This window comes from Nocardia sp. NPDC049707, from assembly GCF_040674855.1.
Classification (GTDB): Bacteria; Actinomycetota; Actinomycetes; order Mycobacteriales; family Mycobacteriaceae; genus Nocardia.
In genome coordinates, this window is sequence record NZ_JBFANN010000040.1 from 12,167 (window position 1) to 28,382 (window position 16,216).

Sequence of the window (16,216 nt, forward strand, 5' to 3'; positions counted from 1 at the left end):
GGTGAGCGTATGCCGCCTGGGTTTCGTATATATGCCGAGTGGATTGCCCGCCGCTGATGGTCGAGGATGATCCGCTGCGGACCCGCCGTGACGTGAGTGTGCCCATCGCGGGGGAGATGAGCGCGTGCGGGTTCGAGGATGCCGAAGAGATCGGTCGCGGTGGTTTCGGTGTGGTGTACCGGTGCACGCGGGTGGCGCTGGATCGTACGGTGGCGGTGAAGGTGCTGACCGCGGAGTTGGATGCCGACAACCAGGCGCGGTTTTTCCGTGAGCAGCGGGCGATGGGCCGGTTGACCGGGCATCCGAACATCGTGACGGTGCTGCAGGCGGGGGTCACCGCCAGCGGGCGGCCGTTTCTGGTGATGCCGTATCACGAGTTGGATTCGCTGGATGCGTGGATCCGCAGGAACGGCCCGGTGCCGATCGAGACGGTGTTGTGGGTCGGGGTGAAGATCGCTGGTGCGCTCGACAGCGCACATCAGCTCGGGATCGTGCATCGCGACGTCAAGCCGGGCAATATCCTGCTCACCGACTGCGGTGAACCGGCGTTGACCGATTTCGGTATCGCCCACATCGCGGGCGTATTCGAGACAACCACGGGTGTGTTGACGGCCTCCCCGGCGTTCACCGCCCCGGAGGTGCTCGGTGGCGATGCCGCGACGCCGGCTGCGGATGTGTACGGGCTCGGTGCGACCTTGTTCTGCGCGTTGACCGGACATGCGGCGTTCGAGCGGCGCAGTGGTGATCAGGTGGTGGCTCAGTTTTTGCGCATCACCGGTCAGCCGGTGCCGGACCTGCGCGAGGGCGGTATCCCCAGCGACCTGGCGGCGGTGGTGGAGTCGGCGATGAACCAGGATCCGCGGCAGCGGCCGTCGGCGGCGGGGTTGGGCGAGCTGATCCGGCAGGTGCACCGGGACCACGGATACCAGGTCGGTGCGATGGCCCTGCACGGGAAACCGGCGACGGCTCGAGGGCTACGGGACCACATACCGCCGGTGCGGGAACCGACTCGGCCGTCAACGGCTGGGAGTCGCGGCAGTACCGGTGAGCTGCCGGACGAGCTGACCACTTTCGTCGACCGCCGCGCTGAGACGTCGCAGATAAAGAACCTCCTGCCCGTGTCTCGACTGGTGACGTTGGCCGGGATCGGTGGTGTCGGCAAGACCCGGCTGGCATTGCGGGCGGCGTCGAATGCTCGATCGAGTTTCGCGGATGGGGTGTTGTTGGTCGAGCTGGCCGACGTGCGGGACCCGGCACTGCTGATCGACGTCGTGGCGGCAACGTTGGGCCTGCGCGACGATTCGACGCGGCCGATGCAGCAAATGCTGGTCGAGTTCCTGCGGCCCCGGGAAGCGCTGCTCGTTCTCGACAACGGCGAGCAGGTGGTGGACGCATTGGCCGCGCTGGTCGAGACATTGTTGCTGACGTGCCCGAGCCTGCGGATTCTGGTGACCAGCCGGGAACCATTGGATGTCGCCGGGGAAGCGGTGCTACGGGTATCGCCGCTGGCCGTACCCGACTCCCACGGTGCGGCGACGCTGCGGGGGCTGCCCCAATACGATGCGGTGACGTTGTTCGCCGAGCGCGCCATGGCGGTGGTGCCGGGTTTCGAGGTCACCGAGGACAACAAGGCGGCGGTGGCGGGGATCTGTGCCCGGTTGGACGGGTTGCCGTTGGCGATCGAGTTGGCCGCGGCGCGGATGCACACGATGTCGCCGGAGCAGATCCTGGCGCGATTGGCCGACCGGTTTGCTCTGCTCACCCGTAGCAGCCGCACGGCGCCGCGGCGGCAGCAGACACTGCGGTGGTGCATCGATTGGAGCTACCAGTTGTGCACGCCGGTCGAGCAGCGGTTGTGGGCCGGGTTGTCGGTGTTCGCCGGCGGTTTCGAACTCGACGCCGCCGAACAGGTGTGCGGCGGCGACCTGGCGCCGGAGAGTCTGCTGGACGCGTTGTCGTCGCTGGTAGATAAGTCGATCGTGCTGCGGGAGGAACTCGATGGTGTCGTGCGTTTCCGAATGCTCGAGACGGTGCGCGACTACGGACGGGACAAGCTGAACGAGTCCGGTGAATACCAGGATCTGCGTCGCCGGCACATCGACTGGTACCAGCGGTTGGTGCTGGACGCGGCGGACGGGTGGATCAGCGACCGGCAGCCCGATTGGCTGGCTCAGCTAGAGCGTGAGCAACCGAATATGCGACAGGCGTTCGAATTCTGTCTGTCCGACGACAACGCAGACTCGGCCGAGGCCGGGCTGCGTACCGCCGCCGCTTTGTTGCCGTTCTGGATCTTCCGGGGTCTGTACGGTGAAGGCCGGCGCTGGCTCGATCGTGTCCTCGCCCACCCCGGCGCGCGCTCGGTACCCGACCGTTTCTCAGCGCTTCATACCAGCAGTGTCATGGCCTCGATGCAGGGAGACCTTCAGGTGGCGGCTACCTTGTTGGAGCAGGCGCGCACACTGGCCGAACAGGATCCCACTCCCGAAAACCAGGCAATGCTTGCCTACGCCGACGGCACGCTGGCGCTGTATCGAGATGAACCTGCTCGCACCGTCTTCTTCCTCGAGCCTGCCCTCGAGATGCTCAGCTCGAGCACGCGAGAATACCTCTATGTTGGTGCGTTGAGCACGCTCGGCTGGGCACACACCGCGCTGGGCGACACCAGGCGGGCAATCGAGTATTACGAGAAAATACTTTCCATCACCGAAGCATGCGGCGAGTCGCTGCTCCGGTCGACCGCGCTGTGGGGGATGGGTATGGTCGTCGCGCTGCAAGGCCAGCGGTCCCACGCACAACAGCTGCTGCAGGAATCGCTGCGGGTCAACCGGCGCGTGCGCAGCCCCTTCATCGCGGCGCTCGATCTCGAGGGGCTGGCCTGGACCACCGCCGATGGCGAAGGTGAGCGCGCGGCCGTCCTGATGGGTGCCGCGGGAAATCTGCTGCGGTCCGACTCCGGTGTTTCGGCCTTCTCCCCGCAGCTGTACCACGCTCACGACGAGCGTGAGCGTATGGTGCGTCGCGCGGTGGGTGACCGACGATTCGACGTGGCGTTCCGTCGCGGCCATGCATTGGGGATGACTGCTGCGGTCGCCTACGCGTTGGGCGAACAGCCACTCAACCGGGCGCTGGCGTCGGCTCCGGCAGCGGAGCTGACCAAACGTGAGCGGCAGATCGCGGACCTTGTAGCCCAGGGACTCACCAACAAGCAGATCGCCGCCAAGTTGGTGATCTCGCAACGAACCGCGCAGGGGCATGTCGAGAACATTCTGAGCAAGCTCGGTTTCACCAATCGCGCGCAGATCGCGGCCTGGATCGTAGCCCAGGCCTAGCTTGGCTTTCGAGGGCGCGACGAGAGCGTAGGGCGTTCTGGCGAGCATTCTGGATATGACCGTGGAGCCGAAGCGACTCATCCCGAAGAACCATGCCCGCGGCAAGCCGATCTCGCAGATGCTGCCGAACCCGACTGCTCGGACACAGGGATGCCAAGGAACGCTCAACACGTACTCGGATTTGTTCGATGACGACCTGGATAAGCTGGCCGACGCGATAGACAAGGCATACGGCTACGCCCAAAATGTGCCCGCGGACGCCGAACCGGAGGAGCCAGCGCTATAGAAAAAGCCCTCCACCTGCACGAACAGATGAAGGGCTTTGGCGGTGGCGGAGGGATTTGAACCCTCGGAGGGGGGTTACCCCTCACACGCTTTCGAGGCGTGCTCCTTAGGCCGCTCGGACACGCCACCGCCGACAACCATACCGGACCCGGGTCGGATCGCTAAATCGCCTGCAGAGGCCGGTGGCGGGGATGCTTTCCGGGCGCTGAGGCGTGCGTAAACACCCGGTGGGTAGTTGCGCAGAGCGCCTGGGCTCCGGGGGAGAACGGTCACCGTTGGGTGCGGAAGAAGTTGTCGAGGAGGGTGGCGCATTCGGCTTCCAGAATGCCGCCGCGGACTTGCGGGCGGTGATTGAGACGACGGTCACGGACTACGTCCCAAAGGGAGCCGACGGCACCGGTTTTCGGCTCCCATGCGCCGAAGACCAAGCGGCCGACGCGGGCGAGCACCAGCGCGCCCGCGCACATGGTGCACGGCTCCAGGGTTACCGCGAGCGTGGTGCCTTCCAGCCGCCAACTGTCGCCGACGACCGCGGCGGCGCGGCGCAGGGCGAGGATCTCCGCGTGCGCGGTCGGGTCGCCGAGGGCCTCCCTGGCATTGGCCGCGCGCGCCAGCTCGCGGCCGTCGGCATCGAAGACGACGGCACCGACCGGCACATCGCGATCGCCCGCATCGGCCGCGGCGGCGATCGCGGCGCGAACCATATCGGTGTCGTCGATGCGCAGACCCACGTCAGCGGGGCAGCTTGTCCAGCACCGCCGAAAGTTCGTTGGCGAAGCCGAGCCGCTGGGCGATCATGCCGAGCTGCTCATCCGGATAGAGATCGGTCTCGGCGAGGATCACGCTGAGCACAGGTTCGGGCAGGCCGAGGTCGGCGAGAACGCCGAGGTCGCCCTCCTCCCATGGCTCGATATCGTCGAGTTCGTCCGGATCGATGTCAGGGATTTCGACATTGAGGGCCTCGAGTACGTCGGCAGCGATGTCGTAATCGATCGCGGCCGTCGCATCCGAGACCAGCATCCGGGTGCCGCTCGGCGCGGGCCGGAGCACGATGAAGAACTCGTCATCGATATCCAGCAATCCGAACACCGCACCGGAACTGCGCAATGCTTTGAGTTCTGTTTCCGCGGCGGACAAATCGCTGAGCGCGGCTCGAGTGAGCGGACTGCATCGCCATTTTCCGTCTTCGCGGACAACCGCGACTGCGAACCCTTCCACGTCGTCGTAATCCTCCGACGCAGCCTTGTTCGTCCCCGAGCGCTGTGCTGCCATGGCCGCAACGGTAGTCGGCTCGAGCCGAAATGTTGAAGTCGTATGCGAATCTGATCCGATGACTCCTCACCAGAAAGCACCGGTGTGTGTCCTCGGGACCGGCCTGATCGGCGGCTCGATACTGCGCGCCGCCGTCGGCGCGGATTATGACGCGTGGGGTTACAACAGGTCAGAGGCGGGTGCGCGGGCCGCGCGGGCGGACGGATTCGATATCACGGGGGATCTACTCGGGGTGCTGACCCGAGCCGCCGATACCGATGCGCTGATCGTGGTCGCCGTGCCGATGCCCGCGGTGGACCACATCCTCGCCGAGGTGGCCACCTTCGCGCCGCGCTGCTCGCTCACCGATGTGGTGAGTGTCAAGGCACCGGTGGCCGAGGCGGTGCGTAGGCACGGGCTCGCGGCCCGTTACGTCGGCGGGCATCCGATGGCCGGTACTTCCGAATCCGGTTGGGCGGCTACCGATCCCGGCCTGTTCCGGGATGCGGTGTGGGCGGTCGGCGTGGATGCGGGCACCCATCCCGAACCATGGCGTCGAGTGGTGCGGCTGGCACTGGCCTGCGGTGCGGTGGTCACCCCGGTAATCGCGGACGAGCACGACCGGGCGGTGGCCCGGATCTCGCACCTGCCGCATGTCCTGGCCGAGGCGCTGGCCGTGGCCGGTGCGGCGGGTGGCAACCTGGCGCTCGGACTGGCGGCGGGTTCGTTCCGCGATGGCACCCGGGTCGCCGCCACCGCCCCCGACCTGGTCCGCGCCATCTGCGAACCGAACGCCACCGCCCTGCTGGAGGTGCTGGAGGAGACTCTCACCGTACTGAGCGCGGCCCGCGACAGCCTCCGCGCCGAAGGCACCCTGGTCGACCTCGTCGAAGCCGGACACGACGCCCGCGAACGCTACGAAACCACGCAGCGTTGGGAAATCACCGATATCCACCCCGGCGACCACAACTGGCTCGAGGCGCTGCGTGAGGCAGGCCAACGCGGCGGAGTGATCACCGAACTGGGCTGAACGCAGCGGTCGGTGCTCCATACGACACACGAGGCGACCCCATGGCGGCCGACACGACACACGCGAACGTCATGAAGCCATGCAGCGTTGAGAAATCACGGTCAACCCCACTGGCTCGAGACGGTGCACGCGATAGGCCAACGCGGCGAGTGATGTGCGCGGCGTCGGGTCAGATGCGTTCGGCGAGACCTGGGTAGTCGAGGAGGAAGCCGTCGGCGTCGACGGTTACGGTGGCGCTGGAGACGGGGGACAGCACACTGATGCCGGTCGCGCCGCTGCTGTAGGTGAGGCTGGCTTCCTGGACCAGGAGGTCGGGGAGGCGGACGTAGACGACCGGGACCTGGATGTCATCGACGGCGTTCTGGAGGCCGAAGCGGCGGATCGGGAGGGTGTTGAAGAACGGGCTGAGCACTACGTCGACATCGAGGGCGCCCGCGAAGGTGGAGCGGACGTGCCCGCCACCGGCGTCGATGAGCCAGTAGTTCTCCTCGTCTCTGGCGATCGAGGCATGGCGTTCCCCGGCGGCGGCGGTGCTGCGCAGGGATAGCCGCTTGGTGACGCCGTTCTCGTCGGTAACCAGGTCATAGGACGCACTGAAGGCGGGATGGTCCGCACAGTCGCCGCCGATCATGCGACCGGCGGCGCGGATGCGGTTGCCATTGAGGGTCACGCGGACGGACTCCATCCGCGACGCGTTGTGTGCGCGCCACGTGAGGATCGCCGGCCACCGCGATGTCGCCGGCTGGCTGTCGGGGCCGAAGTCTGGGTTCGTCACATATCTACCGTAAGCGACGCGGGCGCCGAACCAGCATCACACCAGCGACTCACGCCATGCCGCGTGCAGACTGGCGTACCGACCGGTGCCCGCGATGAGCTCGCTGGGCGTGCCATCCTCGACGATCCGACCTGATTCCAGCACCAGCACGCGGTCGGCGATGGCGACCGTGGAGAGCCGGTGCGCGATGATCACGGCGGTGCGGTCGCGCAACACCGTCTCCAGTGCCCGTTGGATCAGCCGCTCGCTCGGAATGTCCAGGCTCGAGGTCGCCTCGTCCAGCACGATCACCGCGGGATCCGCGAGGAACACCCTGGCGAACGCGACCAGCTGACGCTGGCCCGCCGACAATCGCCCACCGCGTTTGCGCACATCGGTGTCGAAGCCCTTGGGCAACGCGGTGACGAAGTCGTAGAGCCCGACCGCGCGCGCCGCCGCGAACACCTCCGCATCACTGGCCTCCGGCCGACCGAACCGAATGTTGTCGGCCACCGACCCGGAGAACAGATACGACTCCTGCGTGACCATCACGACATTGCGCCGCAGATCCGCGTCGGACAACCGCCGCAGGTCGATACCGTCCAACGTCACCGCGCCGCCCGATGGGTCGTAGAACCGCGTCAGCAACTTGGCCAGCGTGGACTTGCCGGCACCGGTCGCACCGACCAGGGCGATCACCTGCCCGGCCGGAATCTCCAGCGAGAACTCTGGCAGCACCGGCCGCGCCCGCCCACGCTCCCCGGGTTGCGGCACAACACTTTCGATCTCGGCAGCCGCCGGGCCGCCCAGCGTCGCCCCAGCCGAACTCGGCAGTGCCGCCCCAGGGCTCTCCGAAACGACCTTCGCGTGCGAGCGCCCAGCGGAATCCGAGAGTTCTAGATCGGCCAGCGCGATGCCATCCACCGCGGACCCAGCCCCGCTCGGCAACACCACATCTGAGCCCACCACCACAGCGGCCGAATCCGGCAGCTCGAGATCGACCAGCGCAATCCCGCCCACCGCGGACCCAACCTCGCTCGGCAACACCACATCTGAGCCCACCGCCACAGAGCCGGAATCCGACTGAACAAGCACCGCATCCGGCGACTCGGAGGATGGCGGGGCTGGAGATCCGTAGCCGAACCACACTGTGTCCATTCGCACGGCACCGGTTGCCTTCGCCAGCGCGATCGGCTGCTCTGGTTCCCGGACCGAGGGCTCCTCCTCCAGTACGCCGGAGATCTTCTCCAGCGCCGCGGCCGCGGACTGGTAGGCGTTGAATACCTGGGCGAGTTCGTCCAGCGGGCCGTAGAACTCGTTGAGGTACAACAGGTATGCCGCGAGGACACCTACGGCGAGATTGCCCTCGATCACCTGCCAGGCGCCGACCATGATGACGATCACCGTGGTCAGATTGCCGAGCAGCCGGGTGAGACCGGCATAGTCGCCCATGCCGCGCATCGCGGCGGTAGTCGCCTGGAGGTATTCGGCATCCTCGGTGGCCAGTACCGATTCGTTGCGGCCCTCGCGACGGAAGGCCTGTACCGCGCGCATGCCGCCCATCGACTCCACGAACTGCACAACCACTTTCGCGATGGCGCCGCGGGTGCGCCGGTAGCCCGCCCGCTGCCTGCGCTGCGCCCAGCGGGTGACCAGCGCCAATGGCACGAATCCGAGCAGCACGATGGCGGCGAGGGTCTGGTCGAGGTAGATCAGCAGCACCGCGATGCTGAGCACCGAAAGGATCGCGCTCAGCGCCTGATTCAGCGCGCTCTCCAGCAGCTGCTGCAGCGTCTCGATATCACCGGTCAGCCGCGCGACTGCCTTGCCGGAGGTGTACTGCTCATGGAATGCCACGCTGAGCCGCTGCATATGCGCGAACAGCCGAACCCGCAGATCGAAAAGCACACTCTGGCTGAGCCTTCCGGAGATCCGCAGAAAGACGAAGGTGGTGCAAACGCCGAGGCCGACGGCGCCCAGATAACCGGCGACAGTGCGCGCCAAGGGCGCCCAGTTCCCCGCGCCCCCCTCGGCGATGCCGACGTCGAGTCCGTGCGCGACGAACAGCGGCGCCGACACCATCGCGGCATTGTCGAGCACGATCAGCAGCATGGCGAAGACCGCGAGTTTGCGATACGGCCGGACCAGGCTCAGCAGCAAGCGCCGAGATCGACCGGCCAGCACCAGATTTCCGGTCTCGGTGACCGCCTTGTCCTCGTTGGCGATGCCGCGCCAATCGGCGATCTCGTCGCGGTCGGCCGAATCGTCGGCGGGTACGGTGGTTTCGGTCATGGTCATGATTCACCCCCCATCAGTTCGCGGTAGCGACTGCTGGTTTCGAGTAGTTGATCGTGGGCGCCCTCGGCGACGATCCGGCCCTCGGCGAGCAGCGCAACGCGGTCGGCCAGTGCCGCGGTCGAAGGTCGGTGCGCCACCAGCAATGTGGTGGCTCCGGCCAGCACCGTGCGCAGCCGCTCCTGTACGCGCTCCTCGGTTTCCACATCGAGTGCGGACAGCGGATCGTCGAGCACCATGATCCGAGTCCGCTCCCCTGCACTTTCGCGCGCGAGTACCGCGCGGGCCAGGGCCAGCCGCTGACGCTGACCACCGGACAGGCTCAGCCCCTGCTCGCCGATTCGGGTATCCAGTCCCCACGGCAGATCGTGCACGAAATCGGTGGCCTGAGCGACGTCCAACGCGCGCCGCACATCGTCGTCGGTGGCCTCCGGATCGCCGAGCGCGACGTTTTCCCGCACACTCGCCGAGAACAGCACCGGCTCCTCGAATGCCACCGAGACCAGCGAACGCAGATCGGACACCCGCATCGATGCGATATCTATGCCGTCGATGGTGATCGCGCCCTCGGTCACGTCGTAGAGCCGCGGAATCAGGTTGAGCAGCGCGGTCTTTCCGCTACCGGTCGCGCCGACCAGCGCAACCGTCTCACCTGGTCGCACCTTCAGTGAAATATCCCGCAGTACTTCACCCTTCGCGTCCGGAAAGGCGAAACGCACTCCATGCATGGTCAGTTCACCGCGGACCTGCTCCGGCAGTGCCACTGGATCCGCGGGATCGGTGATTTCGACCGGGGTGTCGATGATCTCCCAGAACCGGTCCGCCGCCGTGCGCGCGTCGTTCCACTCGGCGAGCAGGAAGCCGGTCCAGATGATCGGCCACTGCAAGAAGGTCGCCAGCGTGATGCATGCGACCAAGGTGCCGAGCGTCATCATGTCGTGCGCGACCGCGTAACCGCCGTAGCCGAGCGCGAAGGCGATGGCCAGCTTCGGCAGGCACACCATTGCCGACCAGAGCGTGGCATCCAGCCGTACCTTGAGCAGTTCGGTCTGCTGCAATTCCCGCGACTGCGCGGTGAACCGCCCGCCGAAGAACGCGCCGCGACCGAAGGCCTTGAGCACCCGGATACCCTGCGCGGACTCCTCAGCGGTGGTGGCCAGGTCGCCGGCCTGATCCTGCGAGCGCCGTGAAGCCACGCTGTAGCGCCGCTCGAACCGCAGGCAGATGTAGGACAGCGGGATGGCGATGACCGCGAAGGTCAGCCCGATCTGCCAGCTCAGCGCGAACAGCACCACCAAACCGATCGGGATCACGATGAAATGGATGATCAGGAGCGGCCCGGCGAAGGCGACAAACCGCTTCATGGTGCCCATATCGTCGACCGCGCGCGAGAGCAACTGGCCGGATTCCCAGGCATCATGACGCCCGATCGAGAGCGTCTGCAACTTGCGGAAGATCTTGGCGCGCATATCGATCTCGAACTGGGCCGCGGGCTTCGAGATCAGCCACCGCCGACCCCATACTCCCCATGCCTCCAGCAGACCGAGCGACAACACCAGCAGCACCGGGAGTACGACGCCGCCGAAATCGCGCCGTTGGATCGGGCCGTCGATAATCCGCGCGATGACCAGCGGAATCGTGATCGCCGTCAGGGTGGCGAGCACCGCGAACGTTGTCGCGCCGAGCAGCGCGGCCCGATGCGGCCGCAGATACGGCCAGAACCGACGGAGCGAATGCAGGCGGACCGGCGCCGCGGCGGGCCGCTCCGGTCTCTCGACCTCCGTGTCGGCCGACGGCGTATCGAGCGTGAGTGACAAAGCTCCCCCTCGTGATCGGCGTAGCTCGGCTGTGTCGCGAACGGTTCCCAGTGATGTTCGCACCGGGGTCCGACATTTCAGCGTGGCATCGGTTCCGGGATCGGCCAACCGATTTTTCGCCACGTCCACAGCCAACAACCTCGAGTAACCTCGAGGTCAAGAACCCCCGGCAACACCCCGGAGCCGCGCCAGGGACACAGACTCACCGACCGCACACGACATCGGCGCCCGGATCCCGGGCGCCGATGGCCGCCGCTTGCATTGTACCGACGATAACCCCAGCTCAGACGGTCGAATGTGCCTGCTCCACCGGCACGTCCGGGAAGTCTTGCTGCTGATAGCCGCCGCGCAGGGTGCCCTCCGAATACGCGGCGCGGCAGGCGCGTCGAGCGATCTTGCCGCTGGACGTGCGCGGAATCGAACCCGCCGGAACCAGCAGCAGATCGCGCACCGCGACACCGTGGCGCTGTGCGATCGCGGCCCGCACGATATCGGCGATCGGCTCCGGATCCAGCTTCGCCGCACCGGTGCCACGCTCTGCCACGATGACCAATTGCTCCGAGGTGTCATCGGCATCGAAGGTGAGTCCGGAACGGCTGCCCTGTTCGAATACCGATTGGGGCAATTGATTCGCGGGCACCGAGAATGCCGCGATGAATCCGGGTCGCAGCGCGGCGCTGGATTCCTGCGCCGAGATTTCCAGGTCCTGCGGATAGTGGTTGCGCCCGTCGACGATCACCAGATCCTTTACCCGGCCGGTGATATACAACTCGCCGTCCAGGTAGACGCCGAAATCACCGGTGCGCATCCACTTCGCGTCCGGATCGGTGCCCTGTGCGTGACTGCCCTCCGGCACGCGCCGCGTCACTGTGTTGTGGAAGGTCGCGGCGGTTTCGTCCGGCCGGTCCCAATAGCCGATACCCATATTGTCGCCGTGTAGCCAAATTTCGCCGACCTCGCCGTCACCGCGTTCGATGCCGGTTTCCGGATCGACGATCACCGCCCATTGCGATAGCGCCACATAGCCACAGGAAACCTGCGCGATCGAATTCTCTGTGCCCTTCGGCACTTCCACCATCCGACCCGCATTGAGCTCTTTGCGATCGACATAGACGACTTTCGCCTCGTCCTCGGCCTTGGTCGCGGAGACGAACAGCGTCGCCTCCGCCATGCCATAGCAGGGCTTCAGCGCGGTCCTGGACAGACCGTAGGGCGCGAACGCCTCGTTGAATTTCTGCATCGACGACACCGAAACCGGCTCGCTGCCGTTGATCAACCCGATCACATTCGAAAGATCCAGTTCCTCACCGTCTTTCGGCTTACCCCGGTCGGCGGCATGCTCGTACGCGAAATTCGGTGCGGCCGCGAAGGTTCCGGCGCCATCGGAGGCCGCGGCCAATTCCTTGATCCAGCGATACGGCCGCCGCACGAACGCATTCGGCGACATGATCGTGATGAACCCGCCGCCGACGGTCGGCAGGATCACGGAAAGCAGACCCATGTCGTGGAACAGCGGCAGCCAGGTGACGCCGCGCGAATTCTCTTGCACCCCAATGGCATCGATCATCTGCAGCAGGTTGGTGCCGACCGCACGGTGGGTGATCTCGACACCGGCCGGGATCCTCGTGGAACCCGAGGTGTACTGCAGATAGGCGACGCTGTCGATATTGATGTCCGGTCGCACCCAGGTCGTGCCGACGCTGTCCGGAATCGCGTCCACGGCAATAATGCGCGGACGCTGCGCCGCCGGGAGGTGCCGGAAAAAGTTCCGCACCCCCGCCGCAGCCGAACCGACAGTCAGAATCGCCGATGGCGTGCAGTCATTGAGCACCGCGTGCAGGCGATCGGTGTGGCCCTGCTCGTCCGGATCGAACAGCGGGACCGCGATATTGCCCGCATAGATTGCCGCGAAGATCGAGACGACGTAGTCCAGCCCCTGCGGGGCCAACACCGCCACCCGCTCACCCTGCCGGGTCACCTGCTGCAGCCTGGCCGCGACGGCACGCAGCCGCACGCCGAATTCGTGCCAGGTCAATTCGATGTACTCGCCGTCGCGCTCGCGCGAGTAGTCGATGTAGCGGTAGGCGAGGCCGTCGCCGTTCTCCGCGCTGTGCTTGTCGACGAAGTCGATCAGGGTCCTATCGCCACGGATTTTGATATTGCCCTGATCGTCTAAATAGTCGTCGAAGGTCTCGTCGATCATCGCCTTATCCTTTTGCCAACGCAGGCACTCAGGCCATGCGATTACACCGAACACAGGTCGATAACGAAACGTCGGGAAGGCTAGCAGGTGCGCCTTCCCGACTTGCTCAGTACCGCCCGAAGGCGATCGCGACGTTATGTCCACCGAAACCGAAGGAGTTGTTCACGGCGTAGTCGATTCGTCCGGGTCGGGCGCGGCCCTTGACCACGTCGAGCTCGATTTCCGGATCCTGATTGTCCAGATTCAGCGTCGGCGGAACGATGCTTTCGCGCACCGAGAGCACCGTCAGCACCGATTCGAGAGCGCCGACCGCGCCGATCGAGTGGCCAAGTGCGGATTTCGGCGCATAGACCGAAACATGATCACCCACGGCGGCGTTGATGGCCAGTGCCTCGGCGGTATCGCCGACCGGGGTCGCGGTCGCGTGCGCATTGACGTGGCCGACATCGCTTTTGGTGATCCCTGCCTTCTGGATGGCCCTCGTCATCGCTCGCGCGGCGCCCTTGCCGTCGAGATCCGGCGCGACCAAATGGAAGGCGTCGGAGGTGATTGCGGCACCCATCAGCCGCGCGTGAATCGTCGCACCGCGCGCCTTGGCGTGCTCCTCGGTTTCGATGATCATCATCGCGCCGGCCTCACCGAAGACGAATCCGTCGCGATCCTTGTCGAACGGTCGCGAGGCGGCCCTCGGGTCCTCGTTGCGAGTACTCATGGCGCGCATCATGGTGAACGCCGCGATCGGCACGGCCTGGATGGAGCCCTCGACGCCGCCGGTCACCACCATGTCGGCATCACCCATAACGATCATCTGCCAGGCATTGGCGATGGCCTCCGAACCCGACGAGCAGGCCGAGACCCGTGTCATCACCCCCGCTTTCGCACCGAGTTCCATGCCGACGCAGGCGGCCGAGCCGTTGGGCATGATGCGCTGCACGGTCAGCGGCGACACATTGCGGTAGCCGCCGTTCTGCAGCCGGTCGCGTGCGGCCGTGATGAATTCGCCGCCGCCGAGGCCGGTGCCGACGGAGACGCCGAGGCGGTTCTTGTCCACCTCCGGACTGTCCGCATTGCGCCAGACCTCACGGGCCAGCACCACGGCCATCTGCTCCACATAGGACAGGTGGCGCGCCTCCTGTCTGGTGAGGCAATCCGACGGCTTGACCTTCAGATGTCCGCCGATGCGCACGGGTAGCTCGAATTGCTCGACGAAACCGTCGTCGAGGACATCGATACCGCTCGCGCCGTTGAGCAGCCCCCTCCAGGTGGAGTCGACATCACCCGCGATTGAAGTGGTCGCCGCCAGACTGGTCACGACAACGTTGGGATAGTTCCCGTTCTTGGTAGACGGAATCTGCATTTCGCTCACTTTCCTGGCGTCACTCTTCGGGGTAAACCGGGAACTGCGCGTCGACGCTGAAGCGCCGGAAGGTCATCGAACGACGGAGCAAACCGCTACTCGACCGTGAGCATTATTGGGGGCATCCGGTCGGATCTGGTGCTCGACACACTACCGTGGCCGTCGCTGGCCGTTGCATTCACTGCTCGAGTAACCTGCTGAGCGGATACGCAGCGCTGGTGGCTCCGCGCGATCCGCGAGCAACCGCGAGAAGGGATGACTGTGACGGGCGGGCGGATGGTCGGGCTGTTCGCCGGAATCGGCGGACTGGAGCTCGGCCTTGGCCACCACGGCTGGCATACCGAGTTGCTCTGCGAAATCGATCCCGGTGCGCAGGCGGTGCTCGCCGCGCGCTTTCCCGGAATTCCGTTGCAGGGGGACATCACTCGGCTACGTGCCCTGCCCGCCGGCACCGAGCTGGTCGCCGCCGGATTTCCCTGCCAGGACCTGTCGCAGGCCGGACGCACCGCGGGCATCACCGGCAAGCGCTCCGGTCTGGTGGACCAGGTGTTCCGGTTGGTGCGCCGTCAGCGTGGACCGCGCTGGGTGTTGATCGAGAATGTGCCGTTCATGCTGCAGCTGGGCCGCGGGGCCGCCATGCGGCATATCACCAGCGCGCTGGAGGAACTCGGCTACACCTGGGCATACCGGGTGGTGGACGCGCGCGCGTTCGGACTGCCACAGCGCCGTCAGCGAGTGCTGATGCTGGCCTCGCGCACCGAGGATCCGCGCCGGGTGCTGTTCGGCGATGATGCCGGACCGCTCGATCTCGGTGACCCGGAACAGGATCCGTGCGGCTTCTACTGGACCGAGGGCGTGCGCGGGCTCGGCTGGGCGGTGAATGCGGTCCCCACCCTCAAGGGCGGTTCGGCGCTGGGCATCGCGAGTCCGCCTGCGGTGCGGTTGCCATCGGGTGAGATCGTCACGCCCGGCATCGTCGACGGTGAGCGGCTACAGGGCTTCGACGCCGACTGGACCGAACCGGCGACCAGGGCGCCCGGAATTCGGCACGGGCATCGGTGGAAGCTGATCGGGAATGCGGTGAGTGTGCGGATGGCGTCCTGGGTCGGCTCCCGGCTGGCCGAACCACTGGACCCGATTCCGGCCGCTGAACCACTACCGCCGGGACAGCCATGGCCGGTCGCCGCCTGGGGCCGCGCGGGTAGCGCCTACCGGGTGCCGGTTTCGACCTGGCCGGTGCACGAGCCGTATGAGGATCTGCAGCATTTCCTGACCGATTCGCGACTGCTCTCGGCCCGCGCGACCGCCGGGTTCCTGCGGCGCACCGGAATGGGCAATCTACGGTTCCCGCCCGGATTTCTGGCCGATGTGGAGAGTCATCTCGATCGCATGGGCGGCTGGGCGGCATGAGGTTCGGTACGTCATGAACCCGGTTCGGCGGCCACGCACCGACGCCGCGACCAGTGCGCGGATGGCCCGCCAGCGGCGGACCGGAACCCGGCCCGAACTCGCGCTGCGCCGGGAATTGCATCGACGCGGATTGCGCTATTTCGTCGATCGCGCACCCTTGCGCGGGCAGCGTCGGCGCGCGGATCTGGTGTTTCCCAGGCTGCACGTCGCGGTGTACGTGGACGGATGTTTCTGGCATCGGTGCCCGCAGCACGCGACCGATCCGAAGAACAACGCACAGTGGTGGGCAGAAAAATTGACGGGAAATGTGGCCCGTGACCGCGCTACCGACGCGGCACTGGCGGCCGCGGGCTGGCTGGTGATCCGCGTGTGGGAACATGAGGACCCCATCGTGGCGGCGAACCGTATCCAGGCCGTATTGGCCGAACGGCGCTAGCTGACTCTTTCGAGCGACCTGCAAGCAATCGCTAGCTGACCCTTTCGAG

General features: G+C 66.2%; 12 protein-coding genes and 1 tRNA gene. 5 read left to right on the forward strand and 8 right to left on the reverse strand.

From position 1 onward, the window contains the following. Nucleotides 1–56: 56 nt before the first annotated feature. Together AB0J29_RS28245 and AB0J29_RS28250 are read left to right on the forward strand one after the other, a co-directional pair. The gene (locus AB0J29_RS28245) at nt 57–3,329 is read left to right on the forward strand and encodes a protein kinase (protein WP_364792732.1); all 3,273 of its coding nucleotides are present in this window, start codon (nt 57–59) and stop codon (nt 3,327–3,329) included. A gap of 55 nt (nt 3,330–3,384) precedes the next feature. Beyond that, a complete protein-coding gene (locus tag AB0J29_RS28250; protein WP_364792735.1) occupies nt 3,385–3,615 on the forward strand; it encodes a hypothetical protein in 231 nt (76 codons plus the stop codon). A 37-nt stretch (nt 3,616–3,652) separates the two neighbouring features. Here AB0J29_RS28250 and AB0J29_RS28255 read toward each other — a convergent pair. The 3 genes from AB0J29_RS28255 to AB0J29_RS28265 form a co-directional block, all read right to left on the reverse strand. After that, nucleotides 3,653–3,743, reverse strand: a tRNA-Ser gene (locus AB0J29_RS28255). A 140-nt stretch (nt 3,744–3,883) separates the two neighbouring features. Next, the gene (locus AB0J29_RS28260) at nt 3,884–4,318 is read right to left on the reverse strand and encodes a nucleoside deaminase (RefSeq protein WP_364792890.1); all 435 of its coding nucleotides are present in this window, start codon (nt 4,316–4,318) and stop codon (nt 3,884–3,886) included. Nucleotides 4,319–4,346: 28 nt separating this feature from the next. Continuing rightward, on the reverse strand, nt 4,347–4,886 hold the full coding sequence (locus AB0J29_RS28265) for a tRNA adenosine deaminase-associated protein (RefSeq protein WP_364792738.1): 540 nt from the start codon (nt 4,884–4,886) through the stop codon (nt 4,347–4,349). 58 nt (nt 4,887–4,944) lie between these two features. Here AB0J29_RS28265 and AB0J29_RS28270 point away from each other — a divergent pair, with 58 nt between their 5' ends. Next, a complete protein-coding gene (locus AB0J29_RS28270) occupies nt 4,945–5,895 on the forward strand; it encodes a prephenate dehydrogenase (protein ID WP_364792741.1) in 951 nt (316 codons plus the stop codon). Nucleotides 5,896–6,064: 169 nt separating this feature from the next. On the opposite strand, the gene AB0J29_RS28275 is transcribed toward AB0J29_RS28270, so the two are convergent. The 5 genes from AB0J29_RS28275 to AB0J29_RS28295 all read right to left on the reverse strand — a co-directional run bounded on the left by AB0J29_RS28275 (nt 6,065) and on the right by AB0J29_RS28295 (nt 14,321). Next, on the reverse strand, nt 6,065–6,670 hold the full coding sequence (locus tag AB0J29_RS28275) for a putative glycolipid-binding domain-containing protein (protein ID WP_364792744.1): 606 nt from the start codon (nt 6,668–6,670) through the stop codon (nt 6,065–6,067). Between the two features lie 36 nt (nt 6,671–6,706). After that, on the reverse strand, nt 6,707–8,941 hold the full coding sequence (locus AB0J29_RS28280) for an ABC transporter ATP-binding protein (RefSeq protein WP_364792747.1): 2,235 nt from the start codon (nt 8,939–8,941) through the stop codon (nt 6,707–6,709). 2 nt (nt 8,942–8,943) lie between these two features. Further along, nucleotides 8,944–10,761, reverse strand: coding sequence for an ABC transporter ATP-binding protein (locus tag AB0J29_RS28285; RefSeq protein WP_364792750.1), 1,818 nt, complete (start codon nt 10,759–10,761; stop codon nt 8,944–8,946). A gap of 283 nt (nt 10,762–11,044) precedes the next feature. Next, on the reverse strand, nt 11,045–12,961 hold the full coding sequence (gene fadD32 / locus AB0J29_RS28290; RefSeq protein WP_364792893.1) for a long-chain-fatty-acid--AMP ligase FadD32: 1,917 nt from the start codon (nt 12,959–12,961) through the stop codon (nt 11,045–11,047). A 109-nt stretch (nt 12,962–13,070) separates the two neighbouring features. Further along, nucleotides 13,071–14,321, reverse strand: a complete 1,251-nt coding sequence (locus AB0J29_RS28295; protein ID WP_364792754.1) for a KasA/KasB family beta-ketoacyl-ACP synthase — start codon at nt 14,319–14,321, stop codon at nt 13,071–13,073. Nucleotides 14,322–14,576: 255 nt separating this feature from the next. Between AB0J29_RS28295 and dcm the strand changes: the two genes are divergently transcribed. Together dcm and AB0J29_RS28305 are read left to right on the forward strand one after the other, a co-directional pair. Beyond that, nucleotides 14,577–15,731, forward strand: a complete 1,155-nt coding sequence (dcm, locus tag AB0J29_RS28300; RefSeq protein ID WP_364792757.1) for a DNA (cytosine-5-)-methyltransferase — start codon at nt 14,577–14,579, stop codon at nt 15,729–15,731. A gap of 13 nt (nt 15,732–15,744) precedes the next feature. Beyond that, nucleotides 15,745–16,167 (forward strand): very short patch repair endonuclease, encoded by a 423-nt coding sequence (locus AB0J29_RS28305; protein ID WP_364792760.1) that lies wholly within the window; start codon nt 15,745–15,747, stop codon nt 16,165–16,167. Nucleotides 16,168–16,216: the final 49 nt, after the last annotated feature.

Excerpts from the sequence above, each read along its gene's own strand:
- AB0J29_RS28245 (WP_364792732.1), top strand. The coding sequence starts at position 57 with ATGGTCGAGGATGATCCGCTGCGGACCCGCCGTGACGTGAGTGTGCCC.
- AB0J29_RS28250 (WP_364792735.1), top strand. The coding sequence starts at position 3,385 with ATGACCGTGGAGCCGAAGCGACTCATCCCGAAGAACCATGCCCGCGGC.
- AB0J29_RS28260 (WP_364792890.1), bottom strand. The coding sequence starts at position 4,318 with ATGGTTCGCGCCGCGATCGCCGCCGCGGCCGATGCGGGCGATCGCGAT.
- AB0J29_RS28265 (WP_364792738.1), bottom strand. The coding sequence starts at position 4,886 with ATGGCAGCACAGCGCTCGGGGACGAACAAGGCTGCGTCGGAGGATTAC.
- AB0J29_RS28270 (WP_364792741.1), top strand. The coding sequence starts at position 4,945 with ATGACTCCTCACCAGAAAGCACCGGTGTGTGTCCTCGGGACCGGCCTG.
- AB0J29_RS28280 (WP_364792747.1), bottom strand. The coding sequence starts at position 8,941 with ATGACCGAAACCACCGTACCCGCCGACGATTCGGCCGACCGCGACGAG.
- AB0J29_RS28295 (WP_364792754.1), bottom strand. The coding sequence starts at position 14,321 with ATGCAGATTCCGTCTACCAAGAACGGGAACTATCCCAACGTTGTCGTG.
- dcm (WP_364792757.1), top strand. The coding sequence starts at position 14,577 with ATGACTGTGACGGGCGGGCGGATGGTCGGGCTGTTCGCCGGAATCGGC.
- AB0J29_RS28305 (WP_364792760.1), top strand. The coding sequence starts at position 15,745 with ATGAACCCGGTTCGGCGGCCACGCACCGACGCCGCGACCAGTGCGCGG.